This window comes from Paraburkholderia dipogonis (genome assembly GCF_046027395.1).
Classification (GTDB): domain Bacteria; phylum Pseudomonadota; class Gammaproteobacteria; order Burkholderiales; family Burkholderiaceae; genus Paraburkholderia; species Paraburkholderia dipogonis_A.
The window spans coordinates 74,819-99,884 of the sequence record NZ_JAQQEG010000012.1; the positions used below are offsets into that span (position 1 = coordinate 74,819).

The window sequence follows — 25,066 nt, forward strand, 5'->3', positions numbered from 1 at the left end:
CCGTGCGGCCGAAGATCGCCTTCTTGCAAACCGCGTGTTTGGGCTTTCGGCTCGGCCGCAATCTTATGGGCACGAACGGCGGAAATAGACCGAGCACCAGCCGTTCGACGCGAAGCGGTGAATAGCTGCAGTTGGTCGCTCGCAGTCTCACGCAAGCGGCATACGCAACCCAGCCACCTGAAGCGATTTGCGCGGCTCGACGCGTTCGGTAGCCCAGCTCGGCTACCGACTTACGACGGCAGATCCGCCAGCCGCCCGAACCACAGACCTTCAGGCACGTTCCGCTCGAGGAATATGTTGCTGGCGAAGTCCGGGTTGCGCTCAGGAAAGTCTTCGCGGTAGTGACCGCCGCGACTCTCACGCCTGGCAAGCGATGCCGAAGCCATCAATTCACCGACCTGGATCAAGTTCGCCAATTCGATGCCCCGCATGAGCTCAGCCGGCGTGCCGATCACTGTGTCCTGAAACAACTGGTCTCGCGTCTCCCTGCAGACCCGCCTGAAAGTCTGAAGCCCGGCTTCCTCGCGCACGATCAGCAAATACCGGTTTGCACACTGCTGAATCCGTGCTTTCAGTTCGTCCAGCGTGTGCCTGCCCTTTCGGCGGAATTGCGTGGCGACCGTGCGGTCGTCGTCCAAGGCCCCGGTAGTCGCGCGGTGCGTCATCTTTTTCGCGCGTTCGGCCGCGGCGAGGCCCGCCCGGCGGCCGAAGACCTGGCACGTCAGGGCCATATTGCCGCCGAGACGGTCGGCGCCATGTGGACCCGCTGCCACCTCACCCGCGGCGAACAGGCCCTTCAGATTGGACTGTGCGTTTTCGTCTATATATAAACCGCCATTGATCGCATGCGCGGAGCAGGTGATCTGCACTCTGTCGCGATAAAGGTCGACGCCGTGCCCCTTATACCATTGGCAGGTTAGCGGCCACATCCTTGCGATGCTTCGGCTCTTGTCGGCCAGTATCGATTCGAGATCGCATCCGGCGAAGTCGAGAAACACTCCGCCTTCAGCCGTGCCGCGGCCATCGTTGAGTGCCTTCTGAATCGAAATTTCGACGTAGCGTGAGATGTCGCTTGAGCTGAATGGAAAGTGCCGCTCTTTTTGCCGAATGACATCAGCCTGAGCGAGCCCCGTCGGCAGATAGTCAGGGACGAACGCCCTGCCATCGCGGTCGGTGAGATTCGGGTGCGCGTCCCACAGGTAGTTGCCGAACAGGTTGACGAAAGGCGTCAGCACGCTCACACCGGCCTGCATGAACTCCATGTTGACCAGTCTCGCGCCCGCGCGATAAGCCATTGCATAGCCGTCGCCGGTAATGTCCGATGGATACAGGTTTTGGGCGAACAGCTGACTTGCACCGCCGGTGGTAAGAATCGTCGACTTGGCACGGATCAGCACCGGGTTTCCATCCGAATCGATCGCGTAAGCGCCGAGACATTCGCCGCCCTGCGAAAGCAAGTCGACGAGCATCAACCGGTCCATGACCTTGATGCCTCGCCGGGACGCTTCAGTCCCCAGCGATTTCACGATTGGTTTGAAGTGCTCATGAATCACATGCGAGCGCGGCTTGGAAGAAAAGCATGCGCGAAAAACCAGGTAGTGGTCATCCTCGCGCTCAAACTTTACGCCGTACTGTTCGAGGTAGCGCAGGGAGTCCTGCGCTTCGTTCGCGAGAATCGCGCTCAAGCGCGGGTCGGCCATGCCTTGAGCGGCATGCAGGATATCGGCGAGAAAAACATCAGGATTATCGCTGGGATCCCCTGCTCCGTCCGGCACATTGAAGGCGCCTACTTCGGCTACGCTATGAAACGTAGCGCCGCTTTTGCGAAATTCGCCTTTGATCACGACCAGCACGTCAGCGCCGCTGGAGTCTGCCTCGAGCGCAGCCCGCAACGCAGCGCCGCCGCTGCCAACAACGAGCACATCCGTACTGACTTCCCTGTACCTGTCACTCATGCCTGCTTCTCCTGTTTTGATCGACACGCGCGGCACGCTCGCCGCATGGACGGCTTCATCCTCGCTTCACGCAACTCCGCCTTTTGCCGCGTCCGCGGCAACGGCCTTGGCATCGACGGCAACGCCGATTACGCCGTCCGCCAGCAACGAGTCGATCATCGGCCGGTTCATTCCCAACCCTGACAAGATGTCGATCGTGTGCGCGCCCAATCGTGGCGGCGGCGTGCGGATAGCCGGCGCGCTGCCGTTGTAGCGCACCGGGTGATTGACGAGCGTCACTGGGCTGCCGGTTGCACCTTCGACTGTCTCGAAGCTCTTCAAGTGGCGCACCTGCGGATCGGCGACCACCTGTGCATAATCGTTGACGCGCGTGTGCCAGACATGATGCCGCTCGAAGAGTGGCAACCAGTGCGCCGTCGTGTCCTGCGCAAGCCGGCGCGCAAGCCGGTCGGAGATTTCCTGCTGCGCGTCGAATGCACGTTTCGCGGGAATCCGTTCCTTTTCCGGGATCTCGAGGACCTGATAGATGATGTCGAGAGGACTCAGCGACAATGCGACGAAACCGTCTGCTGTTGCGTATATGCCGTACGGTGCGGGGAAGTACCAACCTGATACACGCCCCGCCTGTCGCACGTCGTCATGGCCGTCTCCGTTCAGGAAGCACGTGAGAGACTCCTGTTGCAGATCGAGCGCAGCCGCCAGCAAGCTGACGTCGACCCGGCAGCCCTCGCCCGTACGCTCACGGTTGAGCAGTGCCGTCAGAATGCCGTTCGCATACAGCGCAGCGCCGTGATGATCGACGACGGACACGCCCACCGCGCGCGGACCGTCCTGCCGGGTTCCGGTGATTGTCGCGATACCCGACATGGCCTGAATGATCAGGTCCTGCCCCGGCCGGCTGGCATAGGGTCCGTCCGGACCGAATCCCGAGCCGGACGCATAGATGATGTCCGGCTTGACTGTCTTGAGTGCCTCGTAACCCAATCCCAGCTGTTCCATCACACCGGGACGGTAGTTCTCGGCGACCACGTCGACTTGAGGCAGCAAGCTCATGACGATTTCGATCGCCCGCGGGTCCTTGAGATTCAGCGCCAGACTGCGCTTATTGCGATTACCCATCAGAAGCAGCATCGTCTGCCCATCGATGGCGCAATTCGCGCCGCCCCACTTGCGCTGAAATGCGCCGTCGACAGGTTCGACCGATATGACTTCGGCCCCGCAATCGGCGAGGTGCTGCACGCCCAAAGGCCCCATCAGAAAATGATTGAAGCTGAGAATGCGGATACCATTCAGCCCGTTCATGCAATCTCCGTTACGTCGTGAGTCCGGCTATCTGGTGAGGTGGACCAAGGCCCTACTGAACTCCGCGTGGGCCCTGAACATTCGAAAGACCGCGGCGTGGATACCTGCATCGATGCCGGTCAGAACTAAAGGCAAGCGTTGCCCATCGCCGTCGCGAGGCGCATGCGCGACGCACCAGTGGTCAGCGCCCCTTAAAGTGCGGCGGCCGCTTTTCGACGAATGCGCGGTGGCCTTCGGCGCGATCCTCGGTCTTGAACACGTCGAGATTCGCCTGATGCTCGCACTCCAGGCCTTGTTGAAGGTTCGTCTCGAACGAATCGAGCACGGCGCGCTTGGCCAGTCGGACCGCGAGCGGCGCGCGGGCGGCGATCAGCGATGCGATCTCAACAGCGCGCGCAATGCTGCGTGCCGGCGGTACGACCTCGGTCACCAGTCCGTGGCGCTCGGCCTCGGCTGCCGTCAGCGGCTCGCCGGTAAGCACGAGTTTCATCGCCAGTGTCTTGCCGAGCACCCGCGGCAGGCGCTGGGTGGCGCCATCGCCCGGGAGGGCGCCGATGACGATCTCTCGCTGCGAGAAAGTGGCGTCGTCCGCCGCGACGACGATATCAGCCAGCATCACCAGCTCGTGGCCACCACCGATGGCGAAGCCGTTGACCGCGGCGATCAGCGGCTTCGGAAACGTTTCGATCGCCTTCCAGCTCGCGAGACGCACCAGGTCCGCATACGCCGCGACCCCGCGTGCCGCCATGTCGGCAATATCCGCCCCCGCGCTGAAGAAACGCTCGCCGCCGGTGAGCACGACAGCCCTGACGTCGTCGCTGACTTCGGCTGCCGCAAGCACGCGCGCCAGTTCCGCCAGCAGCGGCACACACAGCGCATTGCGCTTATCGTGATGATTCAACGTGATCAACCAGACGAACTCAACTGGTTGTTCCAGCTTCAGGTACTGCAGGTCCTCGAATGCGGCCCGCGGGACCGGCGCCGCGCCGCTTCGCTCGATGTGAGCCGTGTTCATGATGAGCCTCTCGGTAATTCGATCGCTTTTCGCGTGCGAACAGTCGACGCATATGGGGTCGTGGAGCTTGGGCCAAAGGCGTGCAGCCGCCGACCCATCGCCCTCGTGTTATTTGATTGCCAGCAAGTTCGGCAGGAAGCGCGGGATATGCGGGAAGACAATGATCAGCAGCAGGTCGACCGCCAGCGCGAAGATGAACGGCAGGATCGCCCGAGTCGCTTTTTCGACGGACACACCGCCGATCGACGCAGCCGTAAAGAGGCAAAAACCGATCGGTGGCAGGTTGATGCCGATGGCCGAGTTGACCAGTACGATGACGCCGAACACGACCGGGTCGATATGCATCTGCACGACGAGCGGCAGAAACACAGGGATCACCACCGCGATACTCGAGATCGTTTCCAGTACCGTATGGGCTACCAGAAGGAAGAGATTGATCAGGATCAGCAGCACGAACGCGCTGGTCGTCACGGCCAGGAAGCTGTTGGCGACGTGCAACGGAATTTGCGCCTCAATCAGATAGCGGCCGAGCACGAACGCGAGCCCGAGAAGAAACGATACCCGCGTGGTATTGATGGCCGTGCGCGTGAGTATTTCCCTGAAGTGCGACAGCTTGAGCGACTTGAAGATGAAGGCGCTCACCAGCGTCACATAGAGCGCCGCGACGACGCCTGCTTCAACCGGCGTGAAGACGCCGCCGAGGATGCCGCCCAGAATGATCACGGGAGTCAGCAATGCCCAGATCGCCTGTCTGAACGTGGTCCACAGCCGCTTGGCGGAGAACGCCTCGACCGCCGTATAGTTCTGGCGCACGGCAGTCACGTAGTTCACGAGCATGAAGGAAACGACCACCAGCAGCATCGGCACTATTCCCGCGACGAACATCGTTCCGACCGAAACGTTGGCGGTGTAGGCGTACACCAGCATGCTCATCGACACGGGCGACAGCAGTCCGAGTGAGCCCGCTGCCGACTGCAGCGCCACTGCGAACGCGCGTGAATATCCCTGCTTGACCATCCCGGGGATCATGACCGAGCCGATCGCTGCGGTATCCGCAGTCGCCGAACCGGAGAGGTCGGCGAAGAACATGCTCGCAACGATCGTCACCTGCCCGATGCCGCCGCGCATAAACCCGACAAGCGCCTGCGAAAAGTCGATGATCCGGCGCGAGACGCCGCCCGCATCCATGATTGCGCCTGTCAACATGAAGAACGGGATGGCCAGCAGGCCGACGTTATTCAGGTTCGAAAACAGCTGCTGCGGAATCACCAGCAGCGGGGTTCCATTCAGCGTCAATGCAATCGTCGCCGCAATGCCGATGCAAATGGCCACCGGTACACCCAAGCCGAGAAACCCGGCGCCTAGAGCGAGTGCCCACATGTTGATTCACCTCAGATATGTTCGGAGACGCCCTGCAACAGAGACGGCCTCGTTTGCGCGCCGGGCGCGAGATGGGAAACCGCGATTCGCACCGCGGAATGAAAGACCAGCAACGCGCCGCAGACGGGAATCGAGAGATACGGGTACACCATCGAGATCGGCAGAGAGGTCGCGGTTTCGGTGCCCATCAGATCCAGCATGTCGCCACCGTACATAACGAACACCACTCCGAGCCCGAGGACGACACAGTCGGTCAGGTCCGCCAGTGTCTGCGCGAAGGCAGGCGGACAACGGTCGGCCAGTACCCGCACCTCCGGATGAACCCGCAGCTTGGCTCCTGCCGCCGCACCGAGGCACGTGAGCCACACGAACAGATAAGCCGCGAGCTCGTCGGACCACGACAGCGAGTTGTGCAGGATGAAGCGAAAGACCACCCCGAGGCCAGCGACGAGCACCATCATGAGAAGTAGTCCACCGCAGAGGAACAGCGTGATCTTCAGGACCAGGTCGTCGATCAACAGGAGACTACGGGCAAGCTTTTCCATCGCACTCTCCCTTCATTTCGAAGCGACAGCGGACTTGTCGGCCGCCTTGATTTCCTGATAAAGCGCCTGGCCATCGGGAATGTCGCTGAGCAGGCTCTGGCGCGCTCTTTCAGTCGCGGCGGCCCACGGCGCTGTATTGATTCCGGTCACCTGGGTGCCGTTCTTCTTCATCGTGGCGAGCGCGTCGTCGTACTCGTGCTTGTATTCCTTCACGTCATAGTCGGCGGCGACGGCGGCAGCGGCCTGAAACGCCTTCTGTTCGTCAGGCGAAAGACGCGTCCAGGCGCTCTTGCTCATTGCCAGCACCACGGGCAAGTAGTTCACGTGGGTCAGGTAGTAATGCTTGGCGACATCGGAAAATTTGTCCTGGATGAACTGCTCCGGGGAGGTATCGCCGCCGTCGACCAGGCCTTGCGAAAGCGCCAGAAATAACTGGTTATAAGGCAGCGGCGTCGGGTTTGCGCCCAGCGCCTTATAGCCCGCGATATAGCCGCGACTCTGCATCACTCGCACTTTCATATCCTTCATGTCACCGAGCGAGCCGACGGGCTTTTTCGCCGTGAACAGATTGCGTTCTCCGACCGACAGCCACGTCAGGCCGATCATGTTGACCGCCGGCATCATGTCGAGGAACTTGCGGCCGACCGGTCCTTGCAGAACCCGGTTGGCGTCGTCGATGCTGCTAAAGAGATAAGGCGTATCGAAGATCTGCCACTGCTTGATCGTGTTTCCGATCGGCGCCTGTGCGGAAATCATGAGCTCCTGGGTGCCGGTGCGCAGCGCTTGCGCCATCTGCACTTCGCCGCCGAGCTGCGACTGCGGAAAGATCTCGATCTTGACCTTGCCGTGGGTTCGCTGCGCGACCTCCTTCGCGAACACCTGGGCAGTCAGCTGATAGTGGTTGTCCGGAGCGAGGGTGTGGCCCAGCTTCATGACGATCGGCTCGTCGGCACGGGCAACGCTTGCGACAACGACGCCTGCTGCGAGCAGCGTACCTACCATCACGGCGCGTCCTGCGCGGCGCGCGCTAAAGAATGATTTCATTTCGTCTCCTTCCGTACTGGAATGTATTTTTCGCGCCGCATCAGGTCGATCCGTCTGCAGGCGCTTCAAGTATTCGTGAGTGCACGCAACGGGCGTTAGGACCGGTCGCCCGATTTCTTGTACTTTTTTACGGCGTCTTCGATAACAAGCGTTTCCCGGACTGTCTGGCGATTTATCCGGCGCGCACGAGGGGAAAACCCTTGGCGATACTGACGAATGGCTAACCGGGGGCTATCCGCGGGCTCCTTGCGGATCGGCGAAGACTGAAATCACTGCGTGCGTGCAGTCAAAAAAGTCCAAGCATTCGCCCAAACCGTCCTAACGGTCAGCAGCCCCCACTGATTAAATTTGAGTCACGCCCGCCGGCCCCGATCAACAAGGAACAGGCCGGCTCCTCAACCGACTCTCACTTTCAGAACCACCATGGCCAAACGCCCGCACATGGATTGTTACGCGGTCGGCGACACTGCCGATTTCGCCAAGACCGTAACTGAATTCGATATCTACGGCTTCGCCGGGATCGTCGGCGATTTCTATGCCGTGCATTTGAACGAGGAATTCGCCAAAACCACGCGCTTCGAGAAGCGCATCGCGCAGGGATGTCTGTCGGTCGGCTTCTTATCGACTGTGATGGGCTATATGGCGCAAAAGGCGCCTAGCCCCGGTGCGGTTTCTTACCGCTACGACATCACGTTCAACGCGCCGGTATTTATCGGCGACACGGTCACTGCCCGGCTCACGCTGCGCGAGAAGGACGACGATCGCAACCTATGCGTGTTCAGAGCAGACGTCACGCGCCAGGACGGCACTGTGGTCGCATCTGGCGATACCTATCTGAAGGTGCTGTAACACAGCGCCCTGCCTTTAACCCCTCTCCCGCTTTTCACAGAGTCGAACATGCCGCATTGGTTAAACGAACACCACACCGCGATACGCGACGCCGTGCGCCGTTTCGCGGAAAACGAAATCGCTCCTGTCTCGGAAGAGCTTTGGGAAGCGGAAGCCTTTCCTTACGACATCTGGAAGCGTGCCGGCGAGCTCGGCTTCGCCGGCCTGCCCTATCCGGAGAGTTGGGGTGGCGGCGGTGGCGAATGGCTTTCCTATGTGATCGTGTTGGAAGAACTCGCACGGGTAGATTGCGCAATCGCCAACTCGCTCATGGCCAATTCGACCGTCGCGAGCCTGCTCTCCAACTACGGCACCGATGAGCAAAAGGACCGCTATTTGCGCCCTATCCTCGACGGCCGCAAGGTCGGCGCGATCGGATTATCGGAGCCCAACGCGGGCTCCGACGCGGCCAACATCGCGACGCGTGCGACGCTGGAAGGCGACCGATGGATCATCGATGGATCAAAGACCTTCATTAGCAACTCCGGCACGGAAGTGACCGGACCAGTCGTCATCGCCGCGGTAACGGGCACGCGCCCTGACGGCCGCAAGGAAATTTCCAACTTCATCGTGCCCAACGGCACCCCCGGTTTCAGCTACGGGCGCAAGCTGCGCAAGATCGGCTGGCGCGCATCGAGCACCTACGAGTTGTACTTCGAGCGCTGCGCGATCCCGGCCGCCAACCTGCTCGGCGAACGCGGTGCGGGCTTGCGGCAGACGCTTGCCCAGATCAGCACGGGCCGAATCCTGATCGGCGCGCTCGCGTTAGGCATCCTGCAGGGTTCACTAGATCGGTCGATCGCGTACATGAAGGAGCGGCGCGCATTCGGCAAGCCGATCGCCGAGTTCCAGGCGCTGCAGTTCAAGATCGCTGACATGGCGGCCCACGCGCACGCCGCGCGGCTGATGCTCTACGATGCCGCCGCGCTGAAAGATGCGGGCGTTCGCTTCGATCAGCAGGCGTCGATGGCCAAGCTTTTCGCCACCGAGCGCGCGATGGAGGCGGCTCATCAGGCGTTGCAGATACATGGCGGTTATGGCGTGATGAGCGAGTACCCCGTGTCGCGCGCATTCGGCGACGCCAAGGTACTGGAGATCGTCGAAGGGACCTCGGAGATTCAAAGAATGATCATTTCGCGAAACCTGCTTGCCTGAGCCCTCAGTCAAACAGATACGGACACGCGGTCAGGAGACAAGTCATGCTGGAAGGCATCAAGGTGTTAAGTTTTACTCACTTCTTGCAGGGCCCCGCCGCCGTGCAGATGTTGGCCGACGTCGGCGCGGACGTGATCAAGATCGAACCGCCGGGCGGCGCGTTCGAGCGCAGTTGGACCGGCTTCGACGCGTATGTCGAAGGGGTGAGCATGTTCTTCCTGCTCGGCAATCGCAATCAGCGCAGCATCTCGCTGGATCTGCGCGACGAGCGCGCGCGCGAGATCGTCTGGCGGCTGATCAAGGAAGCCGATGTCCTGATCGAAAACTACCGCCCAGGCGTCCTGCAGCGCATGGGCTTCGGTTACGACGATGTCCGCGAGATCAATCCGCGGCTCGTGTACTGTTCGTGCACCGGCTACGGGTCATCGGGGCCATATCTCAAGCGGCCAGGGCAGGACCTGCTGCTGCAGGCCATAAGCGGCATGACGATGCTCTCCGGCGAAGCCGATTCCCCGCCCACGCCAGTCGGATCCGCGATCGTCGACCAGCACGCGGCGGCGTTGGCAGCCTTCGGCGTCGTCGCGGCCTTGCAGGCGCGTGAACGTACTGGCAAAGGCACGCTGGTCGAAAGCAATCTGCTCAACGCGGCGCTCGATCTTCAGATCGAGCCGTTCACCTACTACCTGAACAAGGGGCCACTCTGGCCGCGCACAAACCCGCCGACCGGCAGCCGGTTCCATCCGGCACCCTACGGGATTTACCGGACTCTCGACGGCTGGATCGCCGTTTCGCTGACGCCCACTGAGAAGCTGGCGGCGGCCTTGTCTCAACCCATGCTCGCCGGGTTTTCGCACCCGAAGGACAATGTGCGCCGCCGCGACGAATTGAACCGCATCGTGTACGACGTGCTGACCACGCGCACGACGGCCGACTGGATGACGACCTTCGACGAGCACGACATCTGGTACGCGCCCGTGAACGATTACGATCAGGTCGAGGCCGACCCGCAAGTGGCGCACAACCGCATCATCATGGAGGTCGATCATCCGCAAGCCGGGCCGGTTCGTTTGCTCGCGCATCCGGTTCGATACGACGGCGCAGCACCACCGCTCACCCGTCAGCCGCCGCGCCAAGGCGAGCACACCCGCGAGGTGCTCGCCGAACTGGGCTACGAGCCGCACGAAATCAATACGCTGGTCGAAGCCGGCGCGGCGCTGACCGAGCGGAGAACCGCATGAACACTCATCTGAATCAGAGCCACGAGATGCTGCGTTTCGACGAAATCCAGATTGGCCGCTGCCAGATCCTCGTGCGTACCATTGCAGAAAGTGACGTGAACGCTTTCGGCCATCTGTCGGGCGACCTGAATCCGTTGCACATGGATCAGCACTTCGCGGCACACACGCCATTCGGCCAGCGCGTGGCGCACGGCCTGCTGACCGCGGCATTGGTGTCGACGACGCATACCGGGTTGACCGGTCCCGGCTTCGTCTACGTTGGGCAGGAGTTGCGCTTTCTCGGACCGGTCTTCATCGACGATACGATCAAAATCCATGTGACCGTAGTCGAGAAGAAACCCGCCAAGCGCATTCTCGTGATGGACACGATGGTTCGCAATCAGGACGGCAAGCCGGTGCTAACCGGACTGTCGGCGCTGAAGGAATTGCGTTTCCAATGAGCTGACAATCAGCACGCCAGGCCGAACTTGTGCGGGTTTTCGACAACAGCCGTCACGCCGCTTTGCTAATTACAATTACACTACTTTCGATGCCGAACCGGCGAAGGAGAAACAGCACGCTTGACTTAGCTGGGAGGTCAGCTGGCTAAGCGAGCCAGATAAGTGCGCTGGATGCAGGAGACAAATCAGATGCCTAGCGGTTGTGGTTGTGAGTTGCCGGTTTTCAAGATCGCCCACTACGAGTATGGGTCGCGAATCAAGTCGATCGATTTTCATCTCGCGCCTCTCGAAGATATGAAATCGACGTTGCCGTATCCTCATCGGCACGAGTTCTATCACATCGTCTGGGTCGAGTCGGGCAGCGGTCACCACATCATCGACTCGATTCGCTACGAGGTGCGGCCCAATACGCTGTTTTTCATGGCCCCCGGCCAGATCCACGATTTCGCGTTGTCCGAAGACACCGTCGGGCACGCGATCAGTTTCTCGTCCGAATTTTTCGCGTTCAAGGTGCAGAACCGCCATTCGCAGACCGAGATTCCCGTCTACGATTTCGAGCGAATTCCGAACACGGTTTATATGAGCGACGCACAGGCTCAGGACCTTCATCGTGTGCTGGATGGAATCAATGCGGAATATCAGGGTGAAGAGGCAGGCTACGAGGACGTGATCTGGTCATATCTGCGGGTTCTGCTAATCAAATCCGCGCGCCTGGGCGGCGACGCCGTCACCGAGGTCAACTCGTCGCGTAGCGTGCTGTTGTCGCGACGCTTCAAAAGCCTGCTGGAAAAACATTTCACCACGATCCACGACGTCGCTCGCTACGCATGCCTGCTGAACGTCACGGAACGCGCGCTGAACGATGCAACGCGCCAGGCGCTCGGCAGCACCGCGGCCAAGCTGATTCGTGAACGCGTGATGCTGGAAGCGAAGCGTCTGTTGCTGCATTCCGAGGTCAATGTGGCGGAGATCGCAACACAGCTTGCCTTCGACGACCCGGCCTACTTCAGCCGATGTTTTCGCAAGCATACGGGCCGCTCGCCAATCGACTTTCGCCGCAGCCTGGAAAAACTGAGCATCTGAAGCAGTGGCGCGACAGACGTCCGGTGCGAGTAGAAAAGTCCAACATAAGCCGCACTTCGTCCTAACTGCCAGAACCGCCGCACTCCTAGAATTTGCGTGTCCCCGTCACTCGGGAAACGTGAAAGTAATCAGGAGACAAAGGCGTGAATGCTTCGTACCAAGACCAAGGGCTGTCCTCTGACCGGTCCGCCCTCTTCACCAGTATCCTCGATCGCATGGCGGCCAAAGTTGCAGAGGACGAGCCGACGCTCGGCGTCGAATTCCCTCAGATCACGGCGCCCGATGGAAAGTGGGTGCTGCTTCCGGCGTCGCTGTCCGCGGGCTACAGCGGTTCAGCATGGAGCCACGGCAACTGGTTTTGCGGGTTCTGGGTCGGACTTCTGCTGACGTCGTATTTGCACACCGGCGAGGACAAATACCTCTCGTGGGCCCGCGAGCGCATGCGCCTCGTCGCGCAGCGCGCGCAGGACCCTAACACGCACGACATTGGCTTCATCTTCGACAGCAGCGCCGTCCCCGGTTATGAAATCACCCGCGACCCGTGGTACGCGCAAATTGCAATGGAAGCCGCGGACAAATTGCGCGCGCGTCTTGTCACCACGCGCAGCGGCGCCTATCTCGCTTCCTGGGGCCCGCTCGACGATCCGCGCGGACGCAGCGCCTCAGCTATCGACACGATGGCTAATCTATCGTTGCTTTACTGGGCGGCGAACCATTCCGGGGACGGCAGTTATCGCCTCGCCGCCGAAGCGCACTCCGTCATGACCGCGAAGGCGTTTATCCGCCCCGACGATTCGACTTACCACGCGGTCGAGTACGACGTGACAACCGGTGTGCGCCGGCGCGGCTACACGTTTCAGGGCGCGTTCGACGAATCGGCGTGGAGCCGGGGCCAGGCGTGGGCCGTCTATGGCTACGTGAACACGGCGCGTGAAACCGGCAAGCGCGTCTGGCTGGATCTTGCAGGGCGGCTAGCGGCGTACTATCTGCGCCGGCTCGATGGACGTCCGGTGCCACCGTGGGATTTCGACGCCACTGGCGCGGACGTGGAAATCAAGGACACTGCCGCAGCGGCGGTGATGGCGTCAGCGCTGATCGAGATGGGCCGTCTGCATCCCGATCCTGCCGATGCGGTTCGCTGGCGCGAACACGGACTTGCGATGCTCGAAGCTCTATGTCGTGACGAGTTTGCCTACGAACCTGCGCAGCGCGGACTCCTGAGGAATTCCTGCTATTCGAAGCCGCACAATGAAGGCGTCGACGGCGCGACGATGTTCGGCGATTTCTTCTTCGCCGAAGCGCTGAGTCGCGTGATGCTGCCAGGCAGGCTTCGGCCCGACACGCAACGCGTATCGCTCGCTTGAAGCGTACCTCCCTCGCGGTTCCCAACTTTCGCTAGCCAGGCCATCCATGATATCGAACGATCTTCCGCATTTCGTACCTGCTGACCTACCCGATGCCCTGCTGGTCGGACGCATCTGGCGAAACGCGCCGATAGACGGGCCGTCGGTCGTCGTTGTTCGTGCCGGTCGGGTCTTCGACATCACGGCGTCGGTGCCGACGACCTCCGATCTGTTCGAGCGCGTGGACCTGTTAGAGTTTGCGCGTCACGTCGAGGGCGAGGCGCTCGGTCCCGTCGAGAACATCGGCCAGGCATTGCTCGCGCCATGCGATCTTCAGGCCATCAAGGCATGCGGCGTGACCTTTGCCGTGAGCCTGCTCGAACGGGTCATTGAAGAACAGGCTGCCGGCGACGCGACGCAAGCCGACACTGTGCGCGCGACGATCGCGCAACTGATCGGCACGGATCTCTCCAGGATTCGCCCCGGCACGCCAGCTGCCGACAGTCTGAAGCGGGAACTGGAACGGCGCGGCGCATGGTCGCAATATATGGAGGTCGGCATTGGGCCTGACGCAGAGGTGTTCACCAAGTCTCAACCGATGTCGGCAGTCGGCTACGGCGCGGACGTCGGGCTTCACCCGGCCTCCCACTGGAACAATCCCGAGCCGGAAATCGTTCTGGCGGTAAACAGCCGCGGAACGATCGTCGGTGCAACCCTTGGCAACGACGTCAATCTGCGCGACATCGAGGGCCGCAGTGCGTTGCTGCTCGGCAAAGCGAAAGACAACAACGGCTCATGCGCGATCGGTCCTTTTATCCGGTTGTTCGATGATCGCTTCACGATGGACTCGGTGCGGGCGGCCAGCGTGTCGCTCAGGATAGAAGGCGCGGACGACGGATTCATTCTCGAAGGCGTGAGCCACATGCGCGAGATCAGCCGTGACCCAGAGGAACTCGTGGCCCAGACTGCCGGGCCGCATCACCAGTATCCCGACGGCTTCATGCTGTTCCTCGGTACGATGTTCTCTCCGATTGAGGACCGGCATGCTCCGGGCAGCGGCTTCACGCATCACCTCGGGGACAAGGTGACGATTGCAACGCCGGAGCTCGGCGCACTTGTCAACACCGTGCAGTCGTCAACCGAGATCGCGCCCTGGCGATTCGGCGTGCGCGCTCTATACGAGGCCCTTGCAAAACGGCGGGCGCTTGCCCGCGCCGTGGGGCAGGTAAGCAATGCGTAAATCCGCGCTGAGCGTGATAAGAAAGTTTCCGCGAGACCGTCGGTGACGGTCGGTCGAAGGCGGTCTGTCGCGTCGTGCTGACGCGGCCGAGCGCACTTTTTTATGTACAGGTGCGCTTGGGGTGGCGGTGTGGTCGCTTGTCTAGAGGCGAAACACCGCGACCGTTTCCTTCAACTGCCGCGCCTGTTGCTCAAGCAACTGCGCCGCTGCCGCCGCCTGCTCGACCAGTGTGGCATTCTGCTGAGTCGCGGTATCCATCTGCGCTACCGCGTGAGCGACCTGTTCGATACCCGAGCTTTGCTCAGACGAAGCGGCCGATATCTCGCCCATAATATCGGCCACGCGCTTCACACTGGTGAGAATCGCCTGCATGCGGCCGCCCGCCTCGTTCACCAGCGTGCCTCCCGCCTGCACTTTTCCGCTCGACGTCTCGATCAGTTCCTTGATCTCCTTGGCCGCCGCCGACGAGCGCTGCGCAAGCGTGCGCACTTCGGAGGCCACCACCGCGAATCCGCGCCCCTGCTCGCCCGCACGCGCGGCTTCGACAGCCGCATTGAGGGCAAGGATATTGGTCTGAAACGCGATTCCTTCGATGATCGCGATAATGTCGCCGATGCGTGCAGAACTCTGATCGATCTCGGCCATCGTCGCTACCACCCCCTCCACCGCGCTGCTGCCATGGTGGGCCGTTTCCGTGGCGCTGGTCGCGAGCGTCAGCGCCTGGCTCGCGTTCTCGGCATTCTGCCTTACCGTGCCGGTCAGCTCCTCCATGCTTGCCGCCGTTTCCTGCAATGACGCCGCCTGCTGTTCCGTGCGCGAAGACAAATCGAGGTTGCCCGAGGCGATCTGCTGCGCGGCTGTTGCGATGGTGTCGCTCGCGTGGCGCACAGCATTTACCGTGTTCGCGAGACCGTCGCGCATCTGCGAAAGACCCTGTAGCAGCGCGCCCATTTCATCGCTTGAACGAATTTCGATTCGTTGCGACAGGTCACCCGCCGCGATCCGGTCGAAGTGTCTCCGCGCCTCGTCGAGCGGACCGCTGATCGCGCGGCGCAGCGACATGAACGTCAACGCGCCGGCGAGCAGGCCGAGCACGGCGGTACCGGCCGTTATTGCGCGAAAAAGCCGGAAACCGGCTTCTGCACCAGCGTACCGCGCCTTCGCTTCGTCGCGCTGAAGCTGCTTGAGATTCGCACTTGCCGTGACATAGTCGGTATTGGCCAAAGCAATTTTCTTCAACGCGAGTTTGACCGCCGCGCCGTCCATGCCCTTGACCGAATCCGCGAAAGCATCGAGGTCATTCTGCACCTGGCTGCGCTTTGCGTTGACCACTGCAGCAAGACTGCTTTCAGTCGACGTGGCGGGCAGAGCCAGGTATTGCGTCCAGGCCTCCATGCCTTGCCCTTTGAGCATGCGGTAAGTGGCCACGTCTTTGTCGACGGTCGGTGCTGTGGGATCGAAGGCGATCCGGTCGACGGTCGTCCGCTCACGGCTGATCGACAGTTCGGCATCGCCGATCAGCCGCGTGCTGGCGAGCCGGTTTTCGTACGTCTCGCGATTGGCGTCGTTGCTGCGCGCCATACCGGTCACGCCGAGCGCGCCGATGACGATCAGCAGCACCGACAGCAAAAGTATCGCGGCGCCAAGTCGCGCGCGTATGGACAATTTTGGCATCGTGTTTATCCTCAACGGGCGCTCGAACCGTCGAGCGGACGCGGCGTCATTTCTCCATCGACGAGCCGCATCAGCTTGAGCGGATTGGCATTCTTCAGCGCGTCGGGCAGCAGTTCGTCCGGGTAATTCTGGTAGCACACCGGCCGCAGGAAGCGGTCGATGGCGAGCGTGCCGACGGAGGTGCCGCGCGCATCGGATGTGGCGGGCCACGGTCCACCATGGACAACCGCGTCCGACACTTCGACGCCGGTCGGATAGCCGTTCACGAGCAGACGGCCAGCCTTTTCCTCGAGCCGCTCGATCAGCGTGCGATGCGACCGCAGATCATTGGACGAGGCGATCAGCGTGGCCGTCAGTTGACCGCGCATTGCCGATGCAAAGCGCAATAGCTGGTCAGCGTCATCGACTTCGACGACGATCGTCGCCGGTCCAAAGATTTCTTCTTCGAGCGGCCGGCTTCGATCGAACAGGAGGTTCGCGTCCGCCATGAACAGTTGCGGTGCGGCTTGCCGGGCGTCGCCTCGGGCGCACGCGTGCAACCGGATGCCGCGCTGTGCAGCGGCGCGTTCGACCGCCGCGTTGAAGTTCGCAAAGATGCCCGGGTTCAGCATCGTCTGCGGCGCCTGCCGCTCGATCGCGCGGCCGAGATGGTCGACAAACGCGCTGAAGCTTGCCGAGCGTATGCCGAGCACAAGACCCGGGCTCGTGCAAAGCTGCCCGCAACCGGTTGCTACCGAGGCCGCCAGTTCATTGGCGATCGCCAATCCCCGCTCCTCCAGTGCGCCATTCAGCAGGAACACCGGATTCACGCTCGACATCTCCGCGAACACCGGAATCGGCTGCTCGCGAGCCGCCGCGAGATCGCATAGCGCACGTCCGCCACGCAGTGAGCCGGTGAAGCCTACCGCCTGAATGCCGGGCGCCTGCACGAGGTGCGCGCCGACGCGTTCGCCGTAGATCATGTTGAAGGTTCCCGCCGGCATGCCGGTGCCTTGCACCGCCCGTTCGATTGCGTCCGCCATGTATTCGGCTGTGACAAGATGGCCGGAATGAGCCTTGACCACCACGGGGCAGCCAGCCGCCAGCGCGGATGCAGTATCGCCGCCCGCGACCGAGAACGCCAACGGAAAATTGCTCGCGCCGAACACTGCGACCGGGCCGACACCGATCCGGTACTGGCGCAGATCGGGACGCGGAATCGGCTGCCGCTCGGGCAAGGCCCGATCGATGCGCGCGCCGTAAAAGTCGCCCCGGCGCAGGACCGCCGCGAACAGGCGCATCTGATTGCTCGTGCGTGCGCGTTCGCCGACAATCCTGCCGTTGGGCAGCGCCGTTTCGCGCATCACCTCGGCGATGAAATCGTCGCCAAGCGCGTCGATCTCCGCAGCAATCGCGTCGAGAAAGTCCGCGCGGGTGCTCGCGGGCACCGCACGATAACGCGCAAACGCGGCAGCCGCGGCCTCTGCCGCAGCGTCGATTTCTTCGTCGGTCGCCTGCGCGAAGGCCACCGGATAGGTCTCCCCAGTCGATGCCGACAGACTGTGCAACGTGACGTCGCCACGCGCGCTGCGCTGGCCGCCGATGTAGTTGTAGCCGAGAACGGTTGTTGTCATTAGCTTTTCCTGGGAAATGGCGGAGACCGGCGCCCGCCCACCTGCCGCGTCGTGGCTGCGCCGGAAACAGGTTGAAGGTGAAGGCCGCTTGAAAAGCGCCGGAATCAAACCGTCAGCAGGAACGGCGCACCCGCCGCTTGTGCGACTTCGCGGATCTTCTCGCGCAACGAATCGGGCATCGGTATGCCCTGCTCGCTGCGCTCCGCGCGCGTCAGACGTTCAGGGTCCCCAGGGATCAATACGGGCTGCGCCGGGTCGGCGGGCTGGCTTTCGCGCAGCGCATCGATTACCGCGTCGAGGTCAGCGTGGTATTCCTCGATGGGACGGAACGCCGCCGGATTCATAGCAAGGAAGAAATGGCCTATGTTGTCCGGCTCGTCGCTCCTTTGCGTGCGGTTCCGCACAGGCGAGAACGAACCGCCGCCCAGCGTGCTCCCGAGAATCTGCGCGAACAAACCGAGGCCGTAGCCTTTGTGACCGCCGAGAGTCTTGCCGTCGCCGCCCAACGGCGCGAGGCCGCCACCGAGGCGCTCGAACAGCAGCCGGTAGGCTTCGGCCGAATCGGTCAGCGGGTTGCCGTTCGCGTCGAGCGCCCAGCCCGGCGGCAACGGCTTGCCCTGCAACGCGTACACCTTGACCTTGTTCGACGCGACCACGCTGGTCGACATGTCGAGAATCACGGGCGGATGCCGGCCCGCCGGCGTGGCAAAGGCGAACGGATTGGTGCCGAGCATCGGCTCTGCCCCGAAAGTCGGCACTACCGTTGCAAGCCGGGTCGAGCACGACACCATCGCGATCAGTCCGCGTTCAGCCGCCATTTCCGCGTAGTAGCCCGCCGCGCCGAAATGCTGCGAGTTGAACACGGAGACCGCGCCCATATCGCACGCCAGCGCTTTCTCGATTGCGAGTTCCATCGCCATGCGCGACGTGGGGTGTCCCATCGCCGCATTGCCGTCGATCAGCGCCGTGGTCGCGGTTTCGCGCACGATGCGCGCGCTCGCCTTTATGTCGATCTGACCGGCGCGATACAACTGGTCGTAGAACATCAGCATCGAGATGCCGTGCGAGTCGATACCCTTCAGATCGGAATCGATCAGGATGTCGGCCGAAGCCGCGACCTGCCCGGGCGACATGCCCCAAGCTTCAAGAATGACCTCGATTTGCTGCCGTGCGATTGCGGCCCCGACGCGGGGCATAGTGTCTGCCATGACTGACCTGCTAAACGAAAGAATTGAATTGAAAAAAATGGCCGACGCGTTGCGTTAAGTTAAGCGTGAAAACTTATTGCGCTGTGGACATGGACTCCGGTCCGCCGCGGCCCGCGAGACCAAGCCGCAACCAGACCACCAGTGCGCCGGTGCCGAGCAACAGCAGGCTAATGGCGGGCACGAGCATCGGCGCGGACGTGCTGCCCGTTACCTTGCCGACCCACGGCATGATGTTTTGCGCAAGGAAACCGCCGACGCTCGAGCCCGCCGCGATCACCGCGAGCGCCGCCGCGCCGCCCGCGCCCTTCATGAATGAGGCCGGCAGCAGGCGCGGCGGCAATGCCCAGAAACACGGAATCATCAGATACAGACACGGTGCGCCGAGCGAGAGCGCTGCGAAACGCACCGCGTTGCTGAACGGGCCCACGCTGGCGACGAAGCACAGAATGCCGAGCAATGCTGCGCAGAACGCGGCGATCAGCACGCGGCGCGGCGTTTTCAGACGGCGCGGCAACCACAGCAGCATCAGCGATGTGATGAACCACGGAATCATGTTGAGCATGCCGTTGACGCTGCTCGTCACACCGAAGCCTTTGACCAGGGTCGGCAGCCAGTAGGCGATGCCGTAGATCGCGATAGAGATGGTTCCGTACCCGACGCTAAAGAGCCCCACCGTAACGAGCGCGGCCAATGACCAGCCACTGCCGCCGGCAAGACGGGCGGCGGGCGGATCCGCGCGCAGCCGGCTTTCGACGACATCTTTCTCGCGGGCCGTCAGAAAGTTGGCGGACTGCGGGCCATCTGGCAGGCAGTACAGCGTGACGAAGGTGAGCAGCACGGCAGGCGTGCCGGTGGTCAGAAACACCCACTGCCAGCCGGCGAGGCCGGCTACGCCATGCAGCTCCAGTGAGAAGCCACCGATCAGCGAGCCGAGCATGTTGCCCATGCTGCTGCCGAGCGTCAGCAAGCCGATGATGCCGGTGCGCTGCCGTTCAGGAAACCACATGCCGAGATAAAGGATGATCCCCGGATAAAGGCCGGCTTCCGCAGCGCCGAGCAAGAAGCGCAGGATCTGGAAGGCCAATGCTGAAGGCGTCCACGCGAGCAGCAGCGTCGCGACGCCCCACGTGAACATGATCCGCGAAATCCAGCGGCGCGCGCCAAAGCGATGCATCAGCAGATTGCTCGGCACCTCGCATACCAGATAGCCGATGAAGAACAGCGACGACGCAAAGCCGTACGACGCCTCGCTCATCTTCAGGCTGCTCAGCATCTGCAGCTTGGCGAAGCCGATATTGGCGCGGTCAATATACGCGACCAGGAAAATCGCAATCAGCAGCGGCACGAGCCGCCACGCTATGCGCGTAAAAAGTTGGTCTTCACTGCTTCGATCGGTCACTGTCGTCTCCATGCCGGACCGCCTTTTGCGCGGTCCGTCGTAAATGCTGATGCGAGTGGTTTCGTACGGCCTCGCCGCACGGAATCATTTGTTAGAGCGGCCACCTGCGCTCGCGCGACTGCATCATTGCGCGGCACAGGTCACCGTTTCCCTGCTTATAGTCCAGACCCGTTTGCAGACGGGCTCTTCTTCCATGCTTCGAAGTCGGCGCGCGTCGCTTCGTCCGGCGGGTACAGTCCGAAGGTCGAGCGGCCAGCACGCACCTGTGCGTCGACCCAGTCTTCGAATACCGTCATTGCTGCGGCCTCTTCAGCGATCTCGTTGGCCAGATGCGCCGGAATCACCACAACGGCTTCCGCATCGCCGACGATAATGTCGCCCGGATACACCGCCACGTCGCCGCACGCGATCGGCACGTTCAGATCGACGGCATGGTGATGAATCAGGTTGGTCGGCGCCGACGGCCGCGCCTGATAGCATGGAAAGTCGAGCTTCTGCAGGTCCGGTGTATCGCGAAAGCCGCCGTCGGTGACGACGCCGGCCACGCCGCGCATCATCATCCGCGTGATCAGAATGCCGCCTGCCGAGGCCGCGCGCGCGTCCTTGCGCGAATCGACCACCATCACGTGACCAGGTGGAATCTCCTCGACGCCGCGGCGTTGCGGATGGCTGCGGTCCGAGAACACGCCGATGTGATCGAGGTCCTCGCGGGCCGGAATGTAGCGCAGCGTATAGGCTTCGCCAACCATGCGCGCGGCCGCCGGGTTGACCGGCAGCACGCCTTGCACGCAAACGTTGTGAAGGCCGCGCTTGAAAAGCGCCGTGGTCAAGGTCGCCGTGCTGACGTTGCGCAAGCGGGCGCGGTTCTCGTCAGTGAGCGGACTCGGGATAGTCACTGCGGTCGCTGAGGTCACAGATTTACTCCTGGTTTCGGTGAAGTGGTGGCCGGCCGGGCGTCAGAACTTGTGGCGGATCGCGAAACGGACCGTCGCCTGCTGGTTACCCGACGCAGGCGTCAGGCCATTGAGCGAGGCGCGCGCTGCGCGCCCGGTCGAATCGGTGCCCGACGCGTGCTGCAAAACGCCGATCAGATAGAAATCGGTACGCTTGGAGACGATGTAGTCGGCACTCAGCGAGCCCTGTTGATATTTCGCGTGATTCGCGCCGCCGCCGTCGGTGTAGTTGTAGGCTGCGCCGAACGAGAGCGCCGGCGTCAACTGATACTGGAAGTTGACTTCAGCGCTGTTGAAGCTCGCGGTGCCGCCCACGCCGGCCGGATTGAGCGGCGACACGGCGCCGCTCAGATGCTTGAATTTCGTGTTCGAGTAAATCCCGCCGAGGGTCGCCGCGCCGATCACGTAGGTGGCGCCGGCGCTGATGATCTCTTCGCTGTGCGCCGAGGCATAGCCATTGATCACCGGCGAACTGCCGAAGTTGTTGGTGGCCGCCGTCGCGCCGACTGCCGTGCCGAAGAAAGAGGCATTCGGATTGCGCGCATTCAGGTAGCCGACGCCGACCGTGAGCGGCCCGCGAGCGTAACCGGCGCCGAGCGAGTAGATCTGGTTGCCGGCCATGCTGCCCGGCACGCCACCGAAGCTATACATGCCTTCCGCGGTCAAGCCTCCATAGCTGGCCGTGCGGTACTTGACCGCGTTGTTCACGCGATTGGTGTTGTTGAGGTTATCGAGGTCGCCCGGATGCGCGCCGATGCTGCCCGAGAACATCGCGCTCGGCATCAGCGGATGGATGTAGTCGACCACCGGATCGTACTGACGGCCAAACGTGACCGTGCCGTACGGGCTCGAAACCCCCACATACGCCTGGCGGCCGAACAGCAGCGAACCTTGGCCCATCTTGCCGCTGTTCACGTCGAAACCGCTTTCGAGCACGAAGATCGCCTTGATCCCGCCGCCCAGATCTTCATTGCCGCGCAGGCCCCAACGGCTGCCGCTCAGAATGCCGCTCGACAGGCTGTACTGGCTGTGGCCTCGGCCCGGGCTCGTTTGTACGTTGCTCGTGTAGTTGATGCCCTCGTCAATGATGCCGTATAGCGTCACGCTGCTTTGCGCGTGAACTGCTGCCGGCGCTCCCGCAGCGGCAAGCGCGGCGAATGCGAATGCCACGTGTGCGGCGAGAGGTTTCGAGGAGGTTGCGAGGGACTTATGCACTGCGAGGTCTCCAGTCACTTTTTTTCAATGCAGAGAGGAGTTGCGCTTTGCCGATGCACGGCGGACACAACAGAAAATCCAACGAGGCGACGACCGTCCTCGTCGGCGGAAACGGTGTTGTTCAATGAGCGTGCCGATGGGTGTGCCAGTCAGTTATGCGGCCTTCAGAATGCGGTCGGCGATCATTGAGCCGATCGGCATCGCGGAGGTCGCGGCCGGCGAAGGCGCGTTGCACACGTGCACCATGCGCGGCGTGTCGGCGAACAGGAAGTCGTGCACCAGCGTGCCGTCGCGCATCACGGCTTGCGCGCGAATGCCGGCTTCATAGGGCAGCAGATCGTCGACCGTCAGCGACGGGCAGTATTTGCGGCATTGCTCGAGATAACCGCGCTTGAACAGCGAGTTCTTCATCTCGCCCATGCCGGAGCCCAGGTTGCGCCAGATGGTTTTCCAGAAGCCGGGGAAAGCGGCATATTCGGCGACGTCGCGCAGATTCACGGAAAGCTTCGGATAGCTTTCGCGGCCGAAACCGAGCACCGCGTTCGGTCCGACTGTCACGCTACCGTCGATCATCCGCGTCAGATGCACGCCGAGAAACGGCAGATCCGGGTCGGGAATCGGATAGATCAAATGACGCACCACGTCGTTTTTCGAGGCCGGCAAGCGGTAGTACTCGCCGCGAAACGGCACGATCTGGTGATCGATTTTCACGCCCGCGAGCCTGGCTAGCCGGTCCGATTGCAGGCCGCCGCAGACCACCAGCTTCTTCGCCTGCCATTGCTGTTCCTCCGAGGCGCCGACGGTGACGTAATCGCCCAACTCGGCAATCGACGTGACCTGCGTGCCGAGGCGAATTTCGCCGCCTGCTTTCTTGATGACGCGCGCCATCGCTTCGCATACCTGACGGTAATCGACGATCCCGGTCGCATCGAGGAACAGGCCACCCAGACCAACAATATTCGGCTCACGGCGGTGCAACTCGGCGGCGTCGAGCCGCTCGACGCGCAAACCGTTCTGTTGCGAGCGCGCGTACAGCGCTTCCATGCGCGACAGCTCGAGCGGATTCGACGCGACCAGCAGCTTGCCGCACACGTCGAACGGAATCGCATGCTCCGTGCAAAACTGCTTGGTTGCCTCGGCGCCGCGCTTGCACAACTCTGCCTTCAGACTGCCCGGCTGGTAGTAGATGCCCGCGTGAATCACGCCGCTGTTGTGCCCGGTCTGATGCTTCGCGAGCGTGGTCTCTTTCTCGAGCAGCAGCAGTGAGGCCGTGGGCTCCCGTTGCAGCAACTCCATCGCCGTCGCGAGACCGACGATGCCGCCACCGATGATGCAAAAGTCATAAATCATGTTTTTCTTCTTCGCTTCTACTTTGCGGATTCAGCATGCTAAACGCTTTCTCGTCCGCTTATCAGGTTGTCAGACTAAGTAGCCAAAAAAAAGAGATCGCGCCGGGGACTTGAGCGCGGAGCCGCGAAGGTCCGCGCTCGAGCCCGCTATCGTCAATCGCTAGGGGGTAACTCGATCTTCTGGCGTTTGGCTGCGGCGCGCAGATGCCGCTCAGCCGACTCGGCGGCACCCCGATGGTCGCCGCGCTCGATAGCCTCGTACAGCTCGCCGTGCTCCTGGCGCGCGTAGTCGCCCGCGTGGCTCGCCGTGTTGGCCCACTGCGCACGACGCACCGCCACCAGTTGGCCGCGCAGGAAATCATGGAACGCGACGAAATACTCGTTCTTGGTGGCTGCGGCGATGGCCCGGTGAAACGCGACATCAGCCGCGGAAGCCGCGTCGAAATCAAGGCGTTTCTTTTCCATCTCGCGGATCGCATCGCTCATACGCTTCAGATCTTCCGGGGTACGTCGGCGCGCCGCGGTCATTGCCGCCTGGGTTTCGATCCACAGACGCATTTCGAACAGTTGCGCAAGATCCAGCTTCTGCTTGCCGCCGCTCGGCAGCCGGAAAACCGTGCCCGATGGCGTTTGCGAAATGAACGACCCTGCGCCGCGCCGGGCAACCAGTACGCCGTCCGACTTCAGCTGCGCGATTGCCTCGCGCACAACTGAGCGGCTCACGTTGAGCCGTTCCGACAGTTGCTGCTCCGTTGGCAGACGCGACTCGGCAGGAAAATGACCAGCATCAATTTCCGCGCGAAGTGCGCTCACCACACGCTGCACAAGCGAATCGGGACGTTCAAGCTCAAGCATCAACAGGATCTCGTTTGATCAGGTTGTCAGACAATACCGAGTTACCCGGACAGTGTCAAGCGGTGGCCGAATTCCCACGCTCCCCGACCACGCATAACCTGCTCTTCAGCGCTGCGCCGCAGGCGCAGACTGTGCACGCCACCTGACCGGCCGTGCCGCCGTCCCTAACCGC

Annotated in this window: 21 protein-coding genes; 7 read left to right on the plus strand and 14 right to left on the minus strand. The window is 62.2% G+C overall.

Annotated features, from left to right (window positions below; all coding sequences use genetic code 11):
- Positions 1 to 230 precede the first annotated feature (230 nt).
- The 6 genes from PQR32_RS14140 to PQR32_RS14165 form a co-directional block, all read right to left on the minus strand.
- Entirely contained in the window at positions 231 to 1,955 is a 1,725-nt protein-coding gene (locus tag PQR32_RS14140) for an FAD-binding protein (RefSeq protein WP_408227435.1), read from the minus strand.
- A 66-nt stretch (positions 1,956 to 2,021) separates the two neighbouring features.
- The gene (locus PQR32_RS14145) at positions 2,022 to 3,257 is read right to left on the minus strand and encodes a CaiB/BaiF CoA transferase family protein (RefSeq protein WP_408227438.1); all 1,236 of its coding nucleotides are present in this window, start codon (positions 3,255 to 3,257) and stop codon (positions 2,022 to 2,024) included.
- Positions 3,258 to 3,438: 181 nt separating this feature from the next.
- Positions 3,439 to 4,272, minus strand: coding sequence for an enoyl-CoA hydratase-related protein (locus tag PQR32_RS14150; RefSeq protein WP_408227441.1), 834 nt, complete (start codon positions 4,270 to 4,272; stop codon positions 3,439 to 3,441).
- Between the two features lie 108 nt (positions 4,273 to 4,380).
- Complete coding sequence (locus PQR32_RS14155; RefSeq protein WP_408227444.1) at positions 4,381 to 5,652, minus strand: TRAP transporter large permease; 1,272 nt, start codon at positions 5,650 to 5,652, stop codon at positions 4,381 to 4,383.
- Between the two features lie 11 nt (positions 5,653 to 5,663).
- Positions 5,664 to 6,197 carry a TRAP transporter small permease gene (locus tag PQR32_RS14160; RefSeq protein ID WP_408227447.1) on the minus strand — a complete coding sequence of 178 codons (534 nt, stop codon included), beginning with the start codon at positions 6,195 to 6,197 and terminating at the stop codon, positions 5,664 to 5,666.
- Between the two features lie 12 nt (positions 6,198 to 6,209).
- Positions 6,210 to 7,241, minus strand: a complete 1,032-nt coding sequence (locus PQR32_RS14165; RefSeq protein ID WP_408227450.1) for a TRAP transporter substrate-binding protein — start codon at positions 7,239 to 7,241, stop codon at positions 6,210 to 6,212.
- Positions 7,242 to 7,664: 423 nt separating this feature from the next.
- Between PQR32_RS14165 and PQR32_RS14170 the strand changes: the two genes are divergently transcribed.
- The 7 genes from PQR32_RS14170 (at position 7,665) to PQR32_RS14200 (ending at position 14,628) form a co-directional block, all read left to right on the plus strand.
- Complete coding sequence (locus tag PQR32_RS14170) at positions 7,665 to 8,090, plus strand: MaoC family dehydratase (RefSeq protein ID WP_408227453.1); 426 nt, start codon at positions 7,665 to 7,667, stop codon at positions 8,088 to 8,090.
- 48 nt (positions 8,091 to 8,138) lie between these two features.
- The gene (locus PQR32_RS14175; protein ID WP_408227456.1) at positions 8,139 to 9,284 is read left to right on the plus strand and encodes an acyl-CoA dehydrogenase family protein; all 1,146 of its coding nucleotides are present in this window, start codon (positions 8,139 to 8,141) and stop codon (positions 9,282 to 9,284) included.
- Positions 9,285 to 9,328: 44 nt separating this feature from the next.
- Complete coding sequence (locus PQR32_RS14180) at positions 9,329 to 10,522, plus strand: CaiB/BaiF CoA transferase family protein (RefSeq protein WP_408227459.1); 1,194 nt, start codon at positions 9,329 to 9,331, stop codon at positions 10,520 to 10,522.
- Positions 10,519 to 10,962, plus strand: a complete 444-nt coding sequence (locus PQR32_RS14185) for a MaoC family dehydratase (protein WP_408227462.1) — start codon at positions 10,519 to 10,521, stop codon at positions 10,960 to 10,962. Before PQR32_RS14180 ends, PQR32_RS14185 begins: the two co-directional genes overlap by 4 nt.
- A 189-nt stretch (positions 10,963 to 11,151) precedes the next feature.
- Entirely contained in the window at positions 11,152 to 12,045 is an 894-nt protein-coding gene (locus tag PQR32_RS14190; protein WP_087647998.1) for a helix-turn-helix domain-containing protein, read from the plus strand.
- A 143-nt stretch (positions 12,046 to 12,188) separates the two neighbouring features.
- The gene (locus PQR32_RS14195; RefSeq protein WP_408227465.1) at positions 12,189 to 13,409 is read left to right on the plus strand and encodes a glycoside hydrolase family protein; all 1,221 of its coding nucleotides are present in this window, start codon (positions 12,189 to 12,191) and stop codon (positions 13,407 to 13,409) included.
- A gap of 46 nt (positions 13,410 to 13,455) precedes the next feature.
- Positions 13,456 to 14,628: a fumarylacetoacetate hydrolase family protein gene (locus PQR32_RS14200; protein ID WP_408227468.1), complete on the plus strand. Its 1,173-nt coding sequence runs from the start codon at positions 13,456 to 13,458 to the stop codon at positions 14,626 to 14,628.
- 141 nt (positions 14,629 to 14,769) lie between these two features.
- On the opposite strand, the gene PQR32_RS14205 is transcribed toward PQR32_RS14200, so the two are convergent.
- The 8 genes from PQR32_RS14205 to PQR32_RS14240 all read right to left on the minus strand — a co-directional run bounded on the left by PQR32_RS14205 (position 14,770) and on the right by PQR32_RS14240 (position 24,894).
- Positions 14,770 to 16,302: a methyl-accepting chemotaxis protein gene (locus PQR32_RS14205; RefSeq protein ID WP_408227471.1), complete on the minus strand. Its 1,533-nt coding sequence runs from the start codon at positions 16,300 to 16,302 to the stop codon at positions 14,770 to 14,772.
- 11 nt (positions 16,303 to 16,313) lie between these two features.
- The gene (locus PQR32_RS14210; RefSeq protein ID WP_408227474.1) at positions 16,314 to 17,915 is read right to left on the minus strand and encodes an aldehyde dehydrogenase (NADP(+)); all 1,602 of its coding nucleotides are present in this window, start codon (positions 17,913 to 17,915) and stop codon (positions 16,314 to 16,316) included.
- Between the two features lie 104 nt (positions 17,916 to 18,019).
- Positions 18,020 to 19,123 (minus strand): Ldh family oxidoreductase, encoded by a 1,104-nt coding sequence (locus PQR32_RS14215; protein WP_408227477.1) that lies wholly within the window; start codon positions 19,121 to 19,123, stop codon positions 18,020 to 18,022.
- A 73-nt stretch (positions 19,124 to 19,196) separates the two neighbouring features.
- Positions 19,197 to 20,534: an MFS transporter gene (locus tag PQR32_RS14220; RefSeq protein ID WP_408227479.1), complete on the minus strand. Its 1,338-nt coding sequence runs from the start codon at positions 20,532 to 20,534 to the stop codon at positions 19,197 to 19,199.
- 143 nt (positions 20,535 to 20,677) lie between these two features.
- Positions 20,678 to 21,436: a ribonuclease activity regulator RraA gene (locus PQR32_RS14225; RefSeq protein ID WP_408227481.1), complete on the minus strand. Its 759-nt coding sequence runs from the start codon at positions 21,434 to 21,436 to the stop codon at positions 20,678 to 20,680.
- Between the two features lie 42 nt (positions 21,437 to 21,478).
- Entirely contained in the window at positions 21,479 to 22,690 is a 1,212-nt protein-coding gene (locus tag PQR32_RS14230) for a porin (RefSeq protein ID WP_408227484.1), read from the minus strand.
- A gap of 153 nt (positions 22,691 to 22,843) precedes the next feature.
- Positions 22,844 to 24,040 carry an L-2-hydroxyglutarate dehydrogenase gene (gene lhgD / locus PQR32_RS14235; protein ID WP_408227487.1) on the minus strand — a complete coding sequence of 399 codons (1,197 nt, stop codon included), beginning with the start codon at positions 24,038 to 24,040 and terminating at the stop codon, positions 22,844 to 22,846.
- A gap of 152 nt (positions 24,041 to 24,192) precedes the next feature.
- Positions 24,193 to 24,894 (minus strand): FadR/GntR family transcriptional regulator, encoded by a 702-nt coding sequence (locus tag PQR32_RS14240; protein WP_408227490.1) that lies wholly within the window; start codon positions 24,892 to 24,894, stop codon positions 24,193 to 24,195.
- Positions 24,895 to 25,066 lie beyond the last annotated feature (172 nt).